Below are 15,871 nucleotides of genomic sequence, written 5' to 3' on the forward strand. Positions count from 1 at the left end.
ATTATTGGCTTTATCACCACCGAGAGTCAATTCACCGCTTTTCCTTTAACTTATCTATTTGTAGCTAGCGTATATTTAACTAGAATATAGAACACTTGTGGTACTCATCAATGGATCAGTTAGCGAAAATTATTTCAATAGGTATAATACCTAAGATAAAGATTAAGCATTAGGGAAATATTATGCAAGTACAAGTTATTGATTATCAGGCAAGTGATGCCGCAGAAAAATTTGTTGAAAGTTTACGAAATACAGGTTTTGGTGTGTTAACTAACCATCCAATTCAACAAGCTTTAGTCGATAAAATATATCAAGATTGGTATGTGTTTTTCTCACAAGAAGAGAAACAAGGGTTTGCCTTTGATCCTGAAAAACAAGACGGTTATTTTGCCCCTGAAATATCAGAAACCGCCAAAGGTCATAACAAAAAAGATATTAAAGAATATTATCATATCTACCCTTGGGGACGCATTCCAGCACAACTGAAAACTGATATTCTTAATTATTATAAAATGGCTTCAGATCTAGCGAGTGAGTTACTTGATTGGGTAGAAAAATATAGCCCACCAGAGGTCACTAAACACTATTCTGAACCGCTGTCGCATATGATCAAAGACACGCCAAACACCTTGTTACGCATTCTACATTATCCGCCATTAAACGGTACAGAAGAACCCGGTGCTATCCGTGCAGCAGCACACGAAGATATCAACCTACTGACCATTTTACCGGCAGCCAACGAGCCTGGTTTACAAGTAAAAGCACAAGATGGTGAATGGCTAGATGTACCGGCTGACTTTGGTCATTTAATTGTTAACATCGGTGATATGTTGCAGGAAGCATCGCAAGGCTACTTCCCATCAACCAGCCATAGAGTGATTAATCCAACAGGGGAAAATGCCGCTAAATCACGTATTTCTTTACCGCTATTTTTACATCCGCGTAATGAAGTGGTCTTGTCAGAAAAGCACACTCATGCGAGTTACTTATTAGAAAGATTAAAAGAGCTTGGCGTAAAGTAATACCAGAGCACGTCAACCTGATAGATTAAATAGCTTAACTTAATAAGAAGCCATCACATTGTGATGGCTTCTTTAGTTTTAAGTTTTAAGTTTTAAAACATTATCCCTACAAGCTTTCACTGCTTATACTATCTAACACGGGCGCCTGAGCTAAAGGCACTTTTTTATTGCGCTTAAATAATGCTTTAATATCTTCAACAATAAGGTAGAGGCAAGGGATAAGTACCAAGGTGACTATGGTGGCAAATAGCACGCCAAAAGCTAGTGACACCGCCATTGGAATGACAATTTGTGCTTGTGCACTCACTTCAAAGAAGATAATCGGCACTAAACCAATAAAGGTAGTAATTGACGTTAACATGATGGCTCTAAAGCGTTTACTACCCGCATGCATTACCGCATCTTTTAAACGTTCGCCACGTTTTCTAGCATTATTAACGTAGTCAACCATCACGAGCGAGTCATTCACCACCACCCCGGCGGCCGCTAGTATTCCCATGACAGATAAAGCACTTAAGTCCATCCCTAAAATAAAGTGGCCAAGCACCGCGCCAATAACACCAAAGGGAATGACCACCATAATCATCATCGCTTGCGAATATGATTTTAACGGTATCGCTAGCAATGAAAATATAATCATTGCTGAGATGACAAAATCGCGTAATTGATCATCAGCACTATCCATTTCTTCTTGAATACTGCCAGTGACTTCACTGCTAACTTGTGGATATTTTCTTAATAATTCTGGCATGAAATTATCTTGAATATCATTAGCCACTTTAAACGGTTCGACCTGATCCGCATCAACACTGGCCCAAACGTTAATGGTACGATTACCATTTTCACGGCGGATACGTGTCACACCATCTTGTAAGGTAATAACCGCCAGTTCAGATAAAGGTAATTCCGCACCATTGGGCGCTTGTATCATTACATCATCAACATGACCCACAGAGCTGCGTTGCTCAAGCGGGTATCGCACCATAACTTTCACTTCTTCACTGTCACGTAAAATGCGCTGCGCTTCTAAACCATAAAAGCTATAACTCACTTGTGAGGCAATGTCTGCTAAGGTTAAATTCAAGCTATAGGCTAACGGCTTTAATTCAAATTGCACCTCTTTAGCGCTAGTTTGGCGGCTGTCATTGACATCACCAATGCCTTTAAGCGAGTTAAGCTTAGTTTTTAATTCTTTTGCTGCTGCGAGTAATTCTGCATCATTTTGACTTTCTAATCGAAAGGCAATATCACCATCATCTCGGCCGCCACCAAATAAGTTGTCACCTATAGTGAATGATTTAACGCCGGGATAATTTGGAATAGCTTTACGCCATAAATCAGCGAGCTCAAAGGTATCCATCGGCCGTAATTCAGGTGTCACTAACTTCACCATTAACTGGCCACTGGTTCTGCTGCGCAAATCGACCTGCATATCAGAGATCATTGAATTACCGTATTGCTCGGTGATTTCTTGATCAATACGGTTAATAACCCCTTGAATATTTAGCAAGGTATCTAAGGTCGCTTTTTCAGAAGCATCAACATTCATTTCGACAGTAACACGCGGAAAATCATGTGGAATTTTAGGCTGGCCAACAAAACGAACAAAACCGCCACTAAACAAACCACCACTGATGAGCATTAAGCTAATAAAAAACATTAATACCCCATAACGATATTGAATAAATATTGCTAAAGCTGGGCTATAAACATGCTCAATAAAGCTTTTTAACTTGCTATCAATCCAGGCGCGTAATCTATCAATCGGATTTTTAGGGTTAAATGCTTTCATTTTCATTTTAACTAAGTGCGCAGGCAAAATAAGTTTAGATTCAATCAAAGAAAAAATTAAGCACAAAATAACCACAGAGCCAATAGCTTTACCAAAGGCTGAAGACGGCCCTTCGCCAAAAAGAAATGGCAAAAATACCGCAATCGTAGTTAAAACACCAAAGGTGGCCGGCATGGCAACACGCTTGACACCACGAATAACATTATCGGTACTATGGCCATGCTCTTCAATTTCTTCATGGGCACTCTCCCCCATAACAATCGCGTCATCAACCACAATGCCTAGTACTAAAATGAAGGCGAACAAGCTAATAACGTTGATGGTGACATTAACAAACTCAAGTGGCATGACAAATAAAGTACCGAGGAAACAAACCGGTAAGCCCATCATGACCCAAAAAGCCAAGCGCACACGTAAAAATAGCGCCAACATTAAAAATACCAACACAGCACCACTTTTCATGTTGTCTACCATCATGTTTAAGCGACCTTCGAGGTAGTAGGTCATGTCAACCCAAGTTTCTAACTTAACCCCTGCAGGTAATATTGCTGACTTTTCTTCAACGTATTTTTTCACCACAGTGGCAATATCTGTGATGCTTTGGTTATCAGCGGCACCGATAAATAAGGTGACTGAGTTTTCACCGTTGAACTTAGAATATTGTAGACCTTCTTCAAAACCATCAATAATAGTGGCAATTTCGCCTAACACAATACGCGTGCCATCGGCTAAAGTTACCACAGGAATTTGTTCGAATTCATAGCCTCGATAAGCTTGATTTTCTACCCTTAGGTTAATATAACCATTTTCTGCACGGATTTGTCCCGCCGACATATTACGAGAAGAACTGCGCACCGCATTGGCGATATCATTAAAACTTAAGCCATACTCTCGCAGCTTATCTTTGCTAACTTCAATCGATATTTCATAATCTAAACCACTAAATAAATCAGAAATATTAACCGCAGGTAGTTGCTGAATTTCATTATGTATTTTACGGCCAAGCTCTTTTAATTCGCCGTTGGTTAGATCGCCATATAAACTCAAGTACATCACTTCTTGACGAAATTTTTCCCGCTCGACTTTTATTCGCTCCATGCCATCAGGGAAGCTAGAGATTGAGTCTATTGCTGATTTAACTTCTTCCAACACGACTTGAGGATCATAATCTAACTCAACTTCAAACCAACCGTTAGAAAAGTTACGATTTGAATAAGTAATAACACGCTTAAGGCCTTGAACCGTATCCAATGCCTCTTCGATTTTAATGGTTATGCCTTCTTCGACTTCTTGTGGTGCGGCTCCAGGATATGGCGCTGTATATGAAATCCAATTGATCTTAACTTGCGGAAACATTTGCTTGTTGATGGTTTGAATGGTGAGTAAACCACCCACTAAAATAAAAATCATCAATAAGTTGGCGGCGACACTATTACGAGCAAACCAAGCTATAATGCCGCTATGAGTGTCAATGCTGTGGTCAATTTCAGCCGGTTTTTTAGGCTTAAGCGTGCTCATGGTTATTCCCCTGAATCACTGTCATTTAATGCCACTTGCGACTCACTTGCAATAGCATCTTCTGGCTGATCATTAAGCTTGTCAGCTTGGTCAGTAATTAACGCCAGTTTCATCCCGTCAACTGGGTAGTCAAGCGCTGAGACAATTAATTGGTCACCATCAGCTAAACCACCTGAAATAATGACATTTTGACCATCTTGGCGAACAATCTTTACTGCTGAGTAATGTAATTTCGATTCACTGTCCAACAGCGCAACGCGACTATTTTCAACTAAATAACGCGGCACACTGGCCGCTTGTGCTATGGCTTTCCCTAAAATTCTTGCCTTAACATAAGCACCAAAGCGTAGCGGCGTTTTTTGATTGTTATCTCGTAAAGCATAAGGGTCAAAAATTTCAGCCACTAAATAACTCATCCGACTTTTGCTATCAATAACACCTTCACTACGGACAATTTTCGCTGCCCATAAGGTCTCACGGCCAGCAAATATGCCGGTTAAATTAACACTGGCGCCTTTACCTTGTGCAATTAAAAACTCTAATTGATTATCGGCAACGGGTAAACGTACCTCAGCAATGGCAATACCGAGTAATTTACCTATCATACTACCGGTACCAACAAACGAACCTAAGCCGACATTACGGCTGTCGATCATCGCATCATACGGTGCTCTAATTTCGGTGCGTTCTAAATTACGTTTAGCGCGCAGAATAAACGCTTGTGCGGATTTTACTCGTGCTACTTCTTGGGCTAATTGTGGTTTACGTAAACTCAACGCCGTAGGCGCTGCATCGGTAATACGTTGCCATTCTTGCTCAGCAACTTGCCCTTGCGCACGTTCCTGCTCTAAGGATGCCTGTGCTGATGCCATGGTTGCTTGGGCTTCAATGAGTGCGGCTTGATAATCGCTGGGATCTATACGGGCCAATAGTTGACCTTGCTGAACAAAACCACCACGAACAAATTTTTCTGATAATTCAACAACTTCCCCGCTAACTTGAGCGACTAATTCAGTTTCATATTTTGGTTTAACCACACCGTATGAATCTACGAGTAAGGTCATGGGGGCAAGTGAAATCGCTTCAACAGCAACGATAGGGGTATTATCAACAACGGCTTTTTCTTCCGGTGGTTTTTTCATACTTGAAAATAAAAAGAAAATCAAAAAACCAGCGATTAAAATGACAATAGGTATAATTATTTGTTTTTTCCGTGTCACGATTTCGTCCTCGTAAAGTCTAAATAGTTGTAAATATTAATTTAATTGCCAATAGGATACAGAAATTACTGGCTACAAAACTAACAAAGTTGTAAATGCTTGTTACAACATTCGCGCCGCTTTTCAAAACGGTCCAAATTATAATAAAATAACATTATATAACAATAAGTTAAGACATCTCCTTATTATAAAAAAACAAATGAGGCCTTAAGTTAATAGTGACTTTAATAACATATTGGTTTTTTTCACTATTAAGTAAACTTTTATAAAAATTTTTAGTCGAATTAACTAATACCAGAATAACCTTTGGATAAATACTACAAAATGGCGTTTAAGCGTTGCTCTTGTACTTATTGGCCCAAGGTTAGGGTAATACCAAAAAAATGACTACTGTCTACCGTCACTTAGCCATGAACCCGCTTAATATAAACACAGGTAATACACACCATGATCAAAAAAGTATTTTACGTTAATATATCGAAAAAGGTACCAAAGTTCACTAACAACAAAAGTAAAAAACTGAGCATTAACAATACCACAGTCCTTGTTGGTGGCTTAATTAACCGCAACCAAGGCACTTGAGTTAAGCTATGCATATTCAAGGTTACAATTTTTTATTAACAGTAAGTTAATTAAGCACTTGTCCCTAAAAGTAAGTACATTAATATTCATCATCTACAAAGAGAGTAATTTATGTTGTCAAAAATTAGTGCCTTTTTCCAATTATTAGGCGAAGAAAATAATCAGCAAGCAGATGAGTTAAGCTTAGAAATTGCCGGTAGTGTATTATTATGTGAAGTCATGCTTGCCGATGGTCAGCTTGATAAAGCTGAACAACAAAAACTCAATGATATTATCGCTAGTCAATTTCATTTAACTAGCGATGAAGTCACTGAGATCATAAAGCACTCGCTCTTACTTTGTGAACACGCTACTGATTTTTACCAATTTACCTCTAAAATCAACGAAAATTACAGTACTGAAGAACGGGTGAGAATGTTAGAGCTGTTATGGCAGGTCGCTTATGCCGATGGCGAACTCGCCAGCATTGAGGAGCATATTATTCGTAAGATTGCCGATTTGTTGCATTTACGACATAGTGAATACATTCAAACCAAACTAAATATGCAATTAAAAGCAGCAGAGTTAAATAAAAATTAGCCCCAGCATTGAAAGTTATAGTTAACTTGCCGCCAGATCGGTTATTATAGCCGCAAGTTAACTGACCTCAAGAATTCACATGGCAAGCATCGGCAAATACAACACTCTTCCTGTAGTAGCAATTACTGACAATGGCGCATATTTAAATGCAAATGAATTAGGTGAACTCTTATTACCTAATCGCTTTGTGCCTGAAAATTGCCAAGTGGGTAGTGAAGTTAAGGTTTTTATCTATGCAGATACTGCAGATAGAATCGTAGCAACAACGGAAAAGCCATTAGCGGAAGTTGATGAATTTGTCTCGTTAAAAGTTAGCCAAGTCAATAAAATGGGTGCCTTTCTAGATTGGGGCTTACCTAAAGATTTACTGGTACCTTATAACCAACAACATACCCCTATGGAAGCGGGCAAGTATTATCTTGTTCGGATCTTTCTCGATCTCAAAACTGACCGTTTAGTTGCCTCAAGTAAGTTAGATAAGTTTATTGATATTTGGCCAGCCGAATATCAAAAATGGGATAAAGTAACATTAACCATTGCCACGAAAACTGACTTGGGTTTTAAAGCGATTATTAATGATCTGCATTGGGGTTTACTTTACGATAATGAAATATTTAAGCCATTACGTACGGGTAAAAAAATAACTGGTTATATCAAGCAAGTACGTGAAGATGGTCGTATTGATTTATCATTGACCCGCCCAGGCGAAGGTAAAGTTAAAGACTTTAGTGAGGTATTATTAGCTCATATTGCCGAGCACGACGGTTTTAGTCCGTTACATGATAAAAGTGACCCAGAATTGATCAAGCGTATTTTAGGGGTTAGTAAAAAAACTTTTAAGGCCACCGTAGGTAATTTAATGAAAAACGGTAAAATTACCATTGAAGCGAAAGGCATTCGCCTCAAAGATTCTTAATTTTTTTCATCACTTAAAATAAAAAAGCCCGAAAGGGCTTTTTTTATGAATCGTTAGAGTCGCACTTTAGACCAGCGTTATTGCGTACCACCTACCGTCATTTGATCAATCTTCAAGGTCGGTTGACCGACACCAACCGGCAAACTTTGACCGTCTTTACCACAAACACCCACACCAGCATCTAGTTTCAAGTCATTACCCACCATGCTCACGTTCTTCATGGCCTCAGGGCCACTGCCAATGAGAGTAGCGCCTTTTATGGGTGAAGTAATTTCGCCATTTTCAATTAAATACGCTTCTGAACTAGTGAAAACAAATTTACCCGAAGTAATATCAACCTGCCCACCGGCAAAATTGGGGGCGTAAATACCTTTTTTAACTGATTTGATAATGTCTTCAGGCTTATGTTCACCTGCCAACATATAAGTGTTGGTCATGCGCGGCATAGGTAAGTGTGCATAAGACTCACGTCGGCCGTTACCTGTGGGCTTTACGCCCATTAAACCGGCATTGTGCTTGTCTTGCATGTAACCTTTGAGGACACCTTTTTCAATCAGCACGTTGTACTGCCCTGGCGTACCTTCATCATCAATACTGATCGAACCACGACGATTTGCCATAGTACCATCATCAACAATAGTGCATAAATCAGAGGTAACTTTTTGGCCAATTTTTCCCGAAAATGCTGAAGAGCCTTTACGGTTAAAGTCACCTTCTAAACCATGACCAACCGCTTCATGGAGTAATACTCCTGGCCAGCCGGCACCCAGCACTACCGGTAATAATCCTGCCGGTGAATCAATCGCGACTAAGTTAACTAACGCTTGGCGAACGGCTTCTTCTGCATAGGCTAAATAACGTGGTTTATTATGCTCTAACTCAAAGAAATAACTATAATCTGTACGTGCACCACCACCGGAACTAGCGCGCTCTCGCTTACCGTTTTCTTCAACTAACACCGAACAATTAAGCCGTACTAATGGTCGTATATCGGTAGCATAAGTGCCATCACTGGCCGCCACCAATATTTTTTCATAAATACCTGACAAGTTAACAATCACTTGCTTAACCCGTTTATCAACACTGCGGGCATGAGCCTCTACTTCGTGTAATAAGGTTATCTTTTGCTCTTGAGGCAAACTAGCAAGTGGATCTGTTGCCTGATATTGAGCGGGGTTTTGCTGCATCTTTTTGCCATCAAAAACTTGCACTCGCGCAGACTTTTCAGCATTAGCGATGCCTTTCGCCGCATCAGCCGCTTTTTTTAATGCGCTGGGCGAAATATCATCAGAGTAAGCAAAGCCAGTTTTTTCACCTGATATAGCACGTACACCGACACCACGTTCGATGTTATAAGAGCCTTCTTTGACTATACCGTCTTCCAGCATCCATGATTCATGGCTACTGGATTGAAAATATAAATCCGCTAAATCGACTTTACGTTGGAAAATGTTATCCAAGGTATCCATCAGCATACTTTGATCAATTTCACTATTGGCTAAAAGCTCTATCTCAACATTATTCATACGACATCAACTTATTTTTAAAACGATTATGAGTGGCAACAGGCATAGCTTTACGCACCTTGTCTAATTCTTGTTCTTGGTAATCAGCACAAATAATACCTTTTGAGGTATCAAGCTGAGTCAGTATTTCGCCCCATGGACTAATGATCATACTGTGGCCCCAAGTTTCCCGGCCATTTAAATGCACACCTTCTTGCCCTGCGGCAACAATATATACTTGATTTTCAATCGCGCGCGCCTGCAATAAGGTTTGCCAATGTGCGGCGCCCGTTACCCGAGTAAAAGCACTGGGTACAGTAATAATTTTTGCCCCTTGTTGGCATAACTGGTGAAATAGTGCTGGAAAACGCAAATCATAACAAATTGACAAGCCAACATTAACGCCAGCAACATTCACTACGCTAGTATGATCACCGGCTTTGACATAACGAGATTCACAGTAATTTTTTTCGTTGTCTTGCACCGCAACATCAAACAAATGAATTTTATCATAGCCCCCAAGTTCTTGGCCTTCAGGGGAAAAAACAAAACAACTGTTAGTAAATTTTTCTGGCTGATTTGATAGTACGGGAATACTGCCCGCCACGAGAAAAACATTATATTTTATTGCCAGCTTTCCAAGCCGAGTTTTTAGCCCATTGCTTTGCTGATTTTCTTTTGCCAACGCCAGTTGCGCTTTATCTTTACCACCAAAAAACAAACAGCATTCAGGCAACAAAACCAGTTGTTGTTGCGCTAGTTCCAGAGTAGCTAATTGCTGTTCAATATCAGCAATATTGTCTTCAACACGGGTATTAGAAGACATTTGTATCGCACAAATTTGCATTATTTTATTACCCATTATCATCATTAATCAAGGTTATCCATCCATATCATCTATCAAAGTCCCACTACAAAGGTTGTTCTTCAGGCTGCTCTGAAGCCTTGATTTTAGTGGCATCTTCTAAAATATTTTCAACTATTTTAGGTGGTGATGAGCGGCCAACGCTGATATTTTGATTTTTACGACTGACTTGTTTAAATTGCGGATCGTCTAAGTTTCCTGTTACTTCAAAATTAATTTCAGCAATTACCGTCGACGTGATCACTTCATCCAGTGCCATGCCCGCTAAAAAGGTTACGGGATTTAGTGTCGCAATCCAAGCTAATACCGGCAAACTAGAGGTTAAATTGGGTTTATATGACATCCGATAATCAAGGTTACCATTATTTAAATTAGTATTACCCACTATGGTTAAATCACCGGCAGTGCCATTCATCTGAATATTATCAGTATATGCCACGCCATCTTTTACCATAAAGTGACCTTTTAGCTCACTATAGAACATACCATCACTAAAAATATCTCTAAAATCAAAACTAAGTTTACGCACCAGTGACTGCAAACTTAACAAGGATAAAATACGCACGCCTTTATCATCAACATCAGCCAAATAGCCATCATCAAATGTTGTTGATAGCTCGCCATTAAGCGTCGCAGTTGCAAAGTCATGCGGCCCACCCTGCCAATCAAGGTTGTACTTCATCTCGACACCACTATCTTTTATAATCGAAACGTAACCTAATTGCGCTATTTCACCCGCCACATCATCAGTCGCCAAGGTGCCGGTAACACGAGTATTTGACCCCTCATTGTCTTGTTGCCACTGAGCGTAAAATGCCAGCGTATTATTATTGCGTTTAGAACTGAAATTTTTCAATAATAATGTAGTTTCATCTGCTCGCTCTAAGGTGAAACTTACCTCACCAAAGTCATAATTATCATACTGGCAACTGGCACAAGTCACCTTTAATGGTGGCACATTAGCAAAAAGTGCCGCATTACGCACAGTGTCAATCGGTGACGATATTGGCTGTTCAACTGAGTTTATTGGCTCAGATTCAGTCACTGTGTTACTTTGTTGAATTGGCTTTACTTCGCCAACCGCTGGCTCAACTTCGTGAGTTGGAGCTAGTTTTACTGATGCTGCATTGCCAGATTTTGTCTCCTCAGTAAGCTCTGCCTCATCGATCAGATTTTCATCAGTCACAGTTTTATCAACTGACGTGTTATTAACCAAAGTGTTATCAACAAAACCTTCAAGGCTCTCTGCTGGCACTAACTCATTTTTAGCGCTGGTGAAATGCACAAAATCTGCATTAATGTCTATCCCTTGCTGATGCCAGTCAGGATAAAATTTAGCTGAGCCTTTTAGTGCGTTAGCATTGATATTGAGCAGCCATCCATCCAACTCAGGTGTAAAGTCAAAATTGACTTGCTGGAAGTTTTTATCATAAACCATTAAGTTGCCCACCTGACCCTGTATTTTATCAGGCGCTGATAATAAGCTCTGCTCATGGGTCTTTATATCGGATGACACGGCTGATGGATCTAACTTGTCTGGTGTGGACTCAACAGCCGCCAAAATATCTAACACTAAAGGCTGCCATTGCTGATAATTTGCTTGGGCTAGATCAGCACTAATATGAAAGCCTGAAATGGGTGACCTTAAAGTTTGCTTGCCTAGCACTAAATGCGCTAATGAAAAACGCGTTTGTTGATGATCCAGTAAAGCATAAAAGCCTAGTTCATCACCCATATCCGCGTTTATGGTGCTATTAAGCTTATTGCCAAAGGCGTGAATTTTTACTGCAACTTGTTCGCCTATGCGCTTACTAAAAGGTGCAGGTAAGGCTAAATCCACCTCATCTAAGCTCGAGTGTATTTGGTAATCATAGTTAAATTTATCATCACTAATATTCAGTGCTAGCATACCTTGCCAGTCTATTTTACCGTCGGCATATTTCACTAATTCATCAGGTAATTGTCTTTGCCATTGGCTAGTTTTCCACTGACCTAGTGTTTCAATACTGACCTTATAGTGCTCAGGCTTTTGTTCAGCGGTAACATTAATAGTTAACGGCATACCGCGCCAATCAAGCTCAACACCCGAAACAGTTATTCGATCATTATAATAGTCTAAACGGCCATTAACTTGGCTAAAGTCCATTCGCGGTGCTTGTAACGCGAGATGATTATTTTTAAACTCAACATAACCTTTAGCGATAACAGCTGCAGGATTATTTAATGGTAATGTTAAAGAGAAATCACCATTAATCGGCGCTGAAATCACCACTTGCTCTAATGTTACACCAATCGTTTCTTGCATTGGACTCGTCGCCATTAGTTGCTGGACTAATTGCGGCTCGGTTTGAGTAAAGTCGGCGTCAACTGTTAATACTTGACTACCCGTTAACTCAGCAATAGCGGCTTGAACACCGTTAACGTCAATACCCGACAATGTGCCTTCTCTGCCGGTAATAAGCATACTATTATTGGTGAAGTTTAAGTTCGCGGCGAAGTTTTCAATCGCCGGCCACTGTGGGTCAAATTTAAATGTACTTTGAGACAACTCAGCGTCAACCACAAAAACACCTTCACGGTGGTTAAACGGAAAGTTATTTAATGGCCCATTAAATAACACTAAAGCCTGCTTAATCTCACCATCAACAATCGCGCCATTTAAGTAATTCACCAAACCCTCACCCATTAATAAATGGGGATAAAAATATTCAGCAAACTCTGTATTATCCTGACTTGCACTCGCCAATAGTGACATTGTTATCGCTTGATCTTTAACACTCTTTATTTTTACGTCTGCACTTAAACTCAGCTGCGGCGAATTAAATTCTATATTTTCAACCGAAAATTGCCAGTCATCCGCTGAAAACTTTGCATTGATCAAACTCGTTAAGCGAGTGTAAGGAATAGGGTATTTAAAATGTTTATCGAAATCGAGTGCGCCATCAACAGCACTTAATGATATTTGCAGCTGATTATTAGCATAAACTAATTCACCACTGACATTGTCAATGCCGGGAATACCTTGACTAAAATGGCTGTCAACATCGCTAAATGCGGCTGTGATAGCGAAATTATCCGCAGTACTGCGAAAATGAATCTCTTCAACTCGGCCCTCTGGGTCAAGGTCTAATAATAGTTTTTCAAGGCCAACATCGTCAACTAATAGCGGTGATACGCCGGCAAAACTGGCTAGCTCGATAGCATTAATATAACCATTGATATGGGTACCATTAACCTTGGCCATCAAGGATATTTTATTAGTTTCCCTACCATTACGTTTAACAGTTAATGGTGAGCTTGCTAGATTAAACACTAATTCGTCTAAGATTTTTATTTGAAAATCACCACCTATAATCTCAAATTTTTGCGCTTTACCCTGATGTTGCCAAGTGATTTCATTATCACCAAGAGCGACCTGAATAAACTCGGGCTTACCCGTGTTAAGCTTTAACCAAGCACTAAAATTAATCGCTGAGTGGGTGTTGGCATCCTTAATCGCAAGAAGTTTCCCTAACCAAGGGGTAATGTCAATGTCATTGGCTTCTAAATAGGCTTGGCCACTGAGTTGATCAAACCTGGGTCCTTGAAAGTCTAACAACACTTTTAAATTATTAGAGCTGAGACCGTCGACGATAATAGTACCGTTAGCTCTATGCTGATTGTTTTCATTTACCCAAAACAATTCATTAATGGTAAAGGCTCGCACCCCACTAAGGGTATGATAAAGCACATGACTATCACGAATCGAAAAACGAGAAATTTGTTCAAGTAATATTGAGGAAAGTGACGTTATTAAGTCTTTATTATCCGCTTCATTGGTAGAGATTTCTGCGGCGGAGTTAGCCAGTGCCGCTTGTTCGAATACTAATTCTGCGCCCGAGATAACAAAGTTTTGCGTCACCAGTTTCCCTGAGCGCATGCTGCGCCAAAAGTCCAATTCAACCGCCAAACTATCAAGGTATATTTTACTCTTGTCATTAGACAAAAGCTCAACTTGTTGGGTGATCAATGTTGGCCCTAACTGACCCCAGCCCATGCTTAACGAGCCAATAGAGATGTTACTTTTATAGCTATTGTTGAGATAATCTTCGACCGCTTGGCGATAATTATGTGCATAGGGTAAAAATAAGCGCAATAGACTAATCGACACGGCAAAAGCTACTAACAAAATTGCTAATAGTTTATACAGACGTTTGAGCCATCTATTTAAGACCGTGGAAACATTCATTAATATTTTACCAACACACTTTATTCACTGATAGGAATGGAACCAAACGATAACTACTTATGCTGCTTGCACAGATTGTATCAGGCTTTTCTCCGTCAAATTGACAGCTTAAATGCGACCTGCATGCTCATTGTGCTTTAAACTTGACCTGCTAATTCAAAGCATAGACACAAAACAGCATCACATCATAACCACATCAAATTGTTCTTGATTATACAGGGTTTCAGTCTGTACTTTAATCTGCTTGCCGATGAAGACTTCAAGCTCAGCCAAATTATGATACTCGTCATTTTCTAATGATTCACTCACCGATGATGAGGTGTAGACAATAAATTTATCCGCGTCATAAGCGCGATTTACCCGCACAATTTCTCGTAGAATTTCAAAACAAACGGTTTCTACTGTTTTCACATAACCACGACCGTGACATACCTCACACTCACCACATAAAATATGTTCTAGGCTTTCACGTGTGCGTTTTCGAGTCATTTCCACCAAGCCTAATGCGGAGAAACCTGACAAACTGTATTTAACATTATCTTTCGCCATCGCCATATCTAAACTATGTAAAACACGGCGCTGATGGTCTTTTATATTCATATCAATAAAATCAACGATGATAATACCACCAAGGTTTCTTAACCTAAGCTGTCGAGCAATCGCTTGTGTTGCCTCAATATTAGTATTAAAAATTGTTTCTTCTAAATTACGATGCCCGACAAAAGCACCGGTATTAATATCAATGGTGGTCATGGCTTCGGTTTGATCTATGATCAAAGACCCCCCTGATTTCAAATCAATTTTGCGATGCAATGAGCGCTGTATTTCGTTTTCAACGTTAAACAAATCAAAAATAGGTCGTTCGCCTGGGTAACATTCCAACACAGGGGCTAAATTGGGGACAAATTCAGTGGTAAACTCAAGCAATTGTTCATAAGTGAGTTTTGAATCAATACGAATACGCTCAAGTGAGGCACCAACAAAATCGCGCAGCACACGAAATGCTAACGATAAATCTTGATAGATAGGATCTTTGGTTTGTTTACGCTCTTTTCGCTCAACCACTTTTGCCCAAACGCGACGCAAAAACTCAGCATCATGTTGTAATTCTTCAATATTGGCACCTTCAGCGGCGGTGCGAACAATAAAGCCATGCTCTTTCGAACAATAAGGCGTAACAATCGATTTCAGACGATTTCGCTCTGCTGGGTCATCAATACGCTGTGATATTCCCGCGTGGCTAGCGTTAGGCATTAACACTAAATAACGCGCCGCAATGGTAATATCTGTGGTGAGTCGCGCACCTTTGGTGCCCATAGGGTCTTTAACCACTTGCACCACAATATGCTGGCCCTCATGCACCAAATTTCTAATGTCAGGCACTTGTTCACTGTTGTTATCTTCGTTTAAAATGAGTTTAGAGTTAATGTCTGAGGCATGTAAAAAAGCCGCTTTGCCGAGATTAATATCAACAAAGGCCGCTTGCATACCGGGTAAAACACGAATAATTTTACCCAGATAAATATTGCCGACTAAGCCACGCCGAGTTTCACGCTCAACATGGACTTCTTGTAGTGAACCATTTTCGATTAACGCTACTCGTGTTTCACTTGGCGTAACATTGATAAGTAATTCACCGCTCAT

The 15,871-nt window shown here is 40.0% G+C and carries 9 protein-coding genes; 3 read left to right on the plus strand and 6 right to left on the minus strand.

From position 1 onward, the window contains the following. The first annotated feature begins 182 nt into the window (after positions 1 to 182). Positions 183 to 1,022, plus strand: coding sequence for an isopenicillin N synthase family oxygenase (locus H4J65_RS16705; protein ID WP_182198871.1), 840 nt, complete (start codon positions 183 to 185; stop codon positions 1,020 to 1,022). Positions 1,023 to 1,128: 106 nt separating this feature from the next. On the opposite strand, the gene H4J65_RS16710 is transcribed toward H4J65_RS16705, so the two are convergent. Together H4J65_RS16710 and H4J65_RS16715 are read right to left on the minus strand one after the other, a co-directional pair. Beyond that, positions 1,129 to 4,332 (minus strand): efflux RND transporter permease subunit, encoded by a 3,204-nt coding sequence (locus tag H4J65_RS16710; RefSeq protein WP_182198872.1) that lies wholly within the window; start codon positions 4,330 to 4,332, stop codon positions 1,129 to 1,131. A 2-nt stretch (positions 4,333 to 4,334) separates the two neighbouring features. Next, positions 4,335 to 5,552 carry an efflux RND transporter periplasmic adaptor subunit gene (locus tag H4J65_RS16715; RefSeq protein WP_182198873.1) on the minus strand — a complete coding sequence of 406 codons (1,218 nt, stop codon included), beginning with the start codon at positions 5,550 to 5,552 and terminating at the stop codon, positions 4,335 to 4,337. Positions 5,553 to 6,245: 693 nt separating this feature from the next. Between H4J65_RS16715 and H4J65_RS16720 the strand changes: the two genes are divergently transcribed. Both H4J65_RS16720 and H4J65_RS16725 read left to right on the plus strand, forming a co-directional pair. Further along, a complete protein-coding gene (locus tag H4J65_RS16720) occupies positions 6,246 to 6,713 on the plus strand; it encodes a TerB family tellurite resistance protein (protein ID WP_182198874.1) in 468 nt (155 codons plus the stop codon). A gap of 79 nt (positions 6,714 to 6,792) precedes the next feature. Beyond that, the gene (locus H4J65_RS16725; RefSeq protein WP_182136631.1) at positions 6,793 to 7,629 is read left to right on the plus strand and encodes a S1 RNA-binding domain-containing protein; all 837 of its coding nucleotides are present in this window, start codon (positions 6,793 to 6,795) and stop codon (positions 7,627 to 7,629) included. Between the two features lie 77 nt (positions 7,630 to 7,706). Here H4J65_RS16725 and tldD read toward each other — a convergent pair whose 3' ends face one another. From tldD to rng, 4 genes are all read right to left on the minus strand, one after another. Further along, complete coding sequence (gene tldD, locus H4J65_RS16730; RefSeq protein WP_182136632.1) at positions 7,707 to 9,155, minus strand: metalloprotease TldD; 1,449 nt, start codon at positions 9,153 to 9,155, stop codon at positions 7,707 to 7,709. Beyond that, positions 9,148 to 9,996, minus strand: coding sequence for a carbon-nitrogen hydrolase family protein (locus tag H4J65_RS16735; RefSeq protein WP_259367639.1), 849 nt, complete (start codon positions 9,994 to 9,996; stop codon positions 9,148 to 9,150). Before H4J65_RS16735 ends, tldD begins: the two co-directional genes overlap by 8 nt. Before the next feature lie 49 nt (positions 9,997 to 10,045). After that, complete coding sequence (locus tag H4J65_RS16740) at positions 10,046 to 14,227, minus strand: YhdP family protein (RefSeq protein ID WP_259367640.1); 4,182 nt, start codon at positions 14,225 to 14,227, stop codon at positions 10,046 to 10,048. A gap of 180 nt (positions 14,228 to 14,407) precedes the next feature. Next, positions 14,408 to 15,871 (minus strand): ribonuclease G, encoded by a 1,464-nt coding sequence (gene rng / locus H4J65_RS16745; protein ID WP_182136634.1) that lies wholly within the window; start codon positions 15,869 to 15,871, stop codon positions 14,408 to 14,410.

Origin of the sequence: Colwellia sp. MB02u-9 (assembly GCF_014077085.1) — a bacterium.
Lineage (GTDB): Bacteria > Pseudomonadota > Gammaproteobacteria > Enterobacterales > Alteromonadaceae > Cognaticolwellia.

What these genes read in the sequence shown, in the direction of transcription:
- H4J65_RS16705 (WP_182198871.1), top strand. Translation starts at nt 183, where the DNA reads ATGCAAGTACAAGTTATTGATTATCAGGCAAGTGATGCCGCAGAAAAA.
- rng (WP_182136634.1), bottom strand. Translation starts at nt 15,871, where the DNA reads ATGAGCGGTGAATTACTTATCAATGTTACGCCAAGTGAAACACGAGTA.
- H4J65_RS16720 (WP_182198874.1), top strand. Translation starts at nt 6,246, where the DNA reads ATGTTGTCAAAAATTAGTGCCTTTTTCCAATTATTAGGCGAAGAAAAT.
- tldD (WP_182136632.1), bottom strand. Translation starts at nt 9,155, where the DNA reads ATGAATAATGTTGAGATAGAGCTTTTAGCCAATAGTGAAATTGATCAA.
- H4J65_RS16710 (WP_182198872.1), bottom strand. Translation starts at nt 4,332, where the DNA reads ATGAGCACGCTTAAGCCTAAAAAACCGGCTGAAATTGACCACAGCATT.
- H4J65_RS16725 (WP_182136631.1), top strand. Translation starts at nt 6,793, where the DNA reads ATGGCAAGCATCGGCAAATACAACACTCTTCCTGTAGTAGCAATTACT.
- H4J65_RS16740 (WP_259367640.1), bottom strand. Translation starts at nt 14,227, where the DNA reads ATGAATGTTTCCACGGTCTTAAATAGATGGCTCAAACGTCTGTATAAA.
- H4J65_RS16735 (WP_259367639.1), bottom strand. Translation starts at nt 9,996, where the DNA reads ATGGGTAATAAAATAATGCAAATTTGTGCGATACAAATGTCTTCTAAT.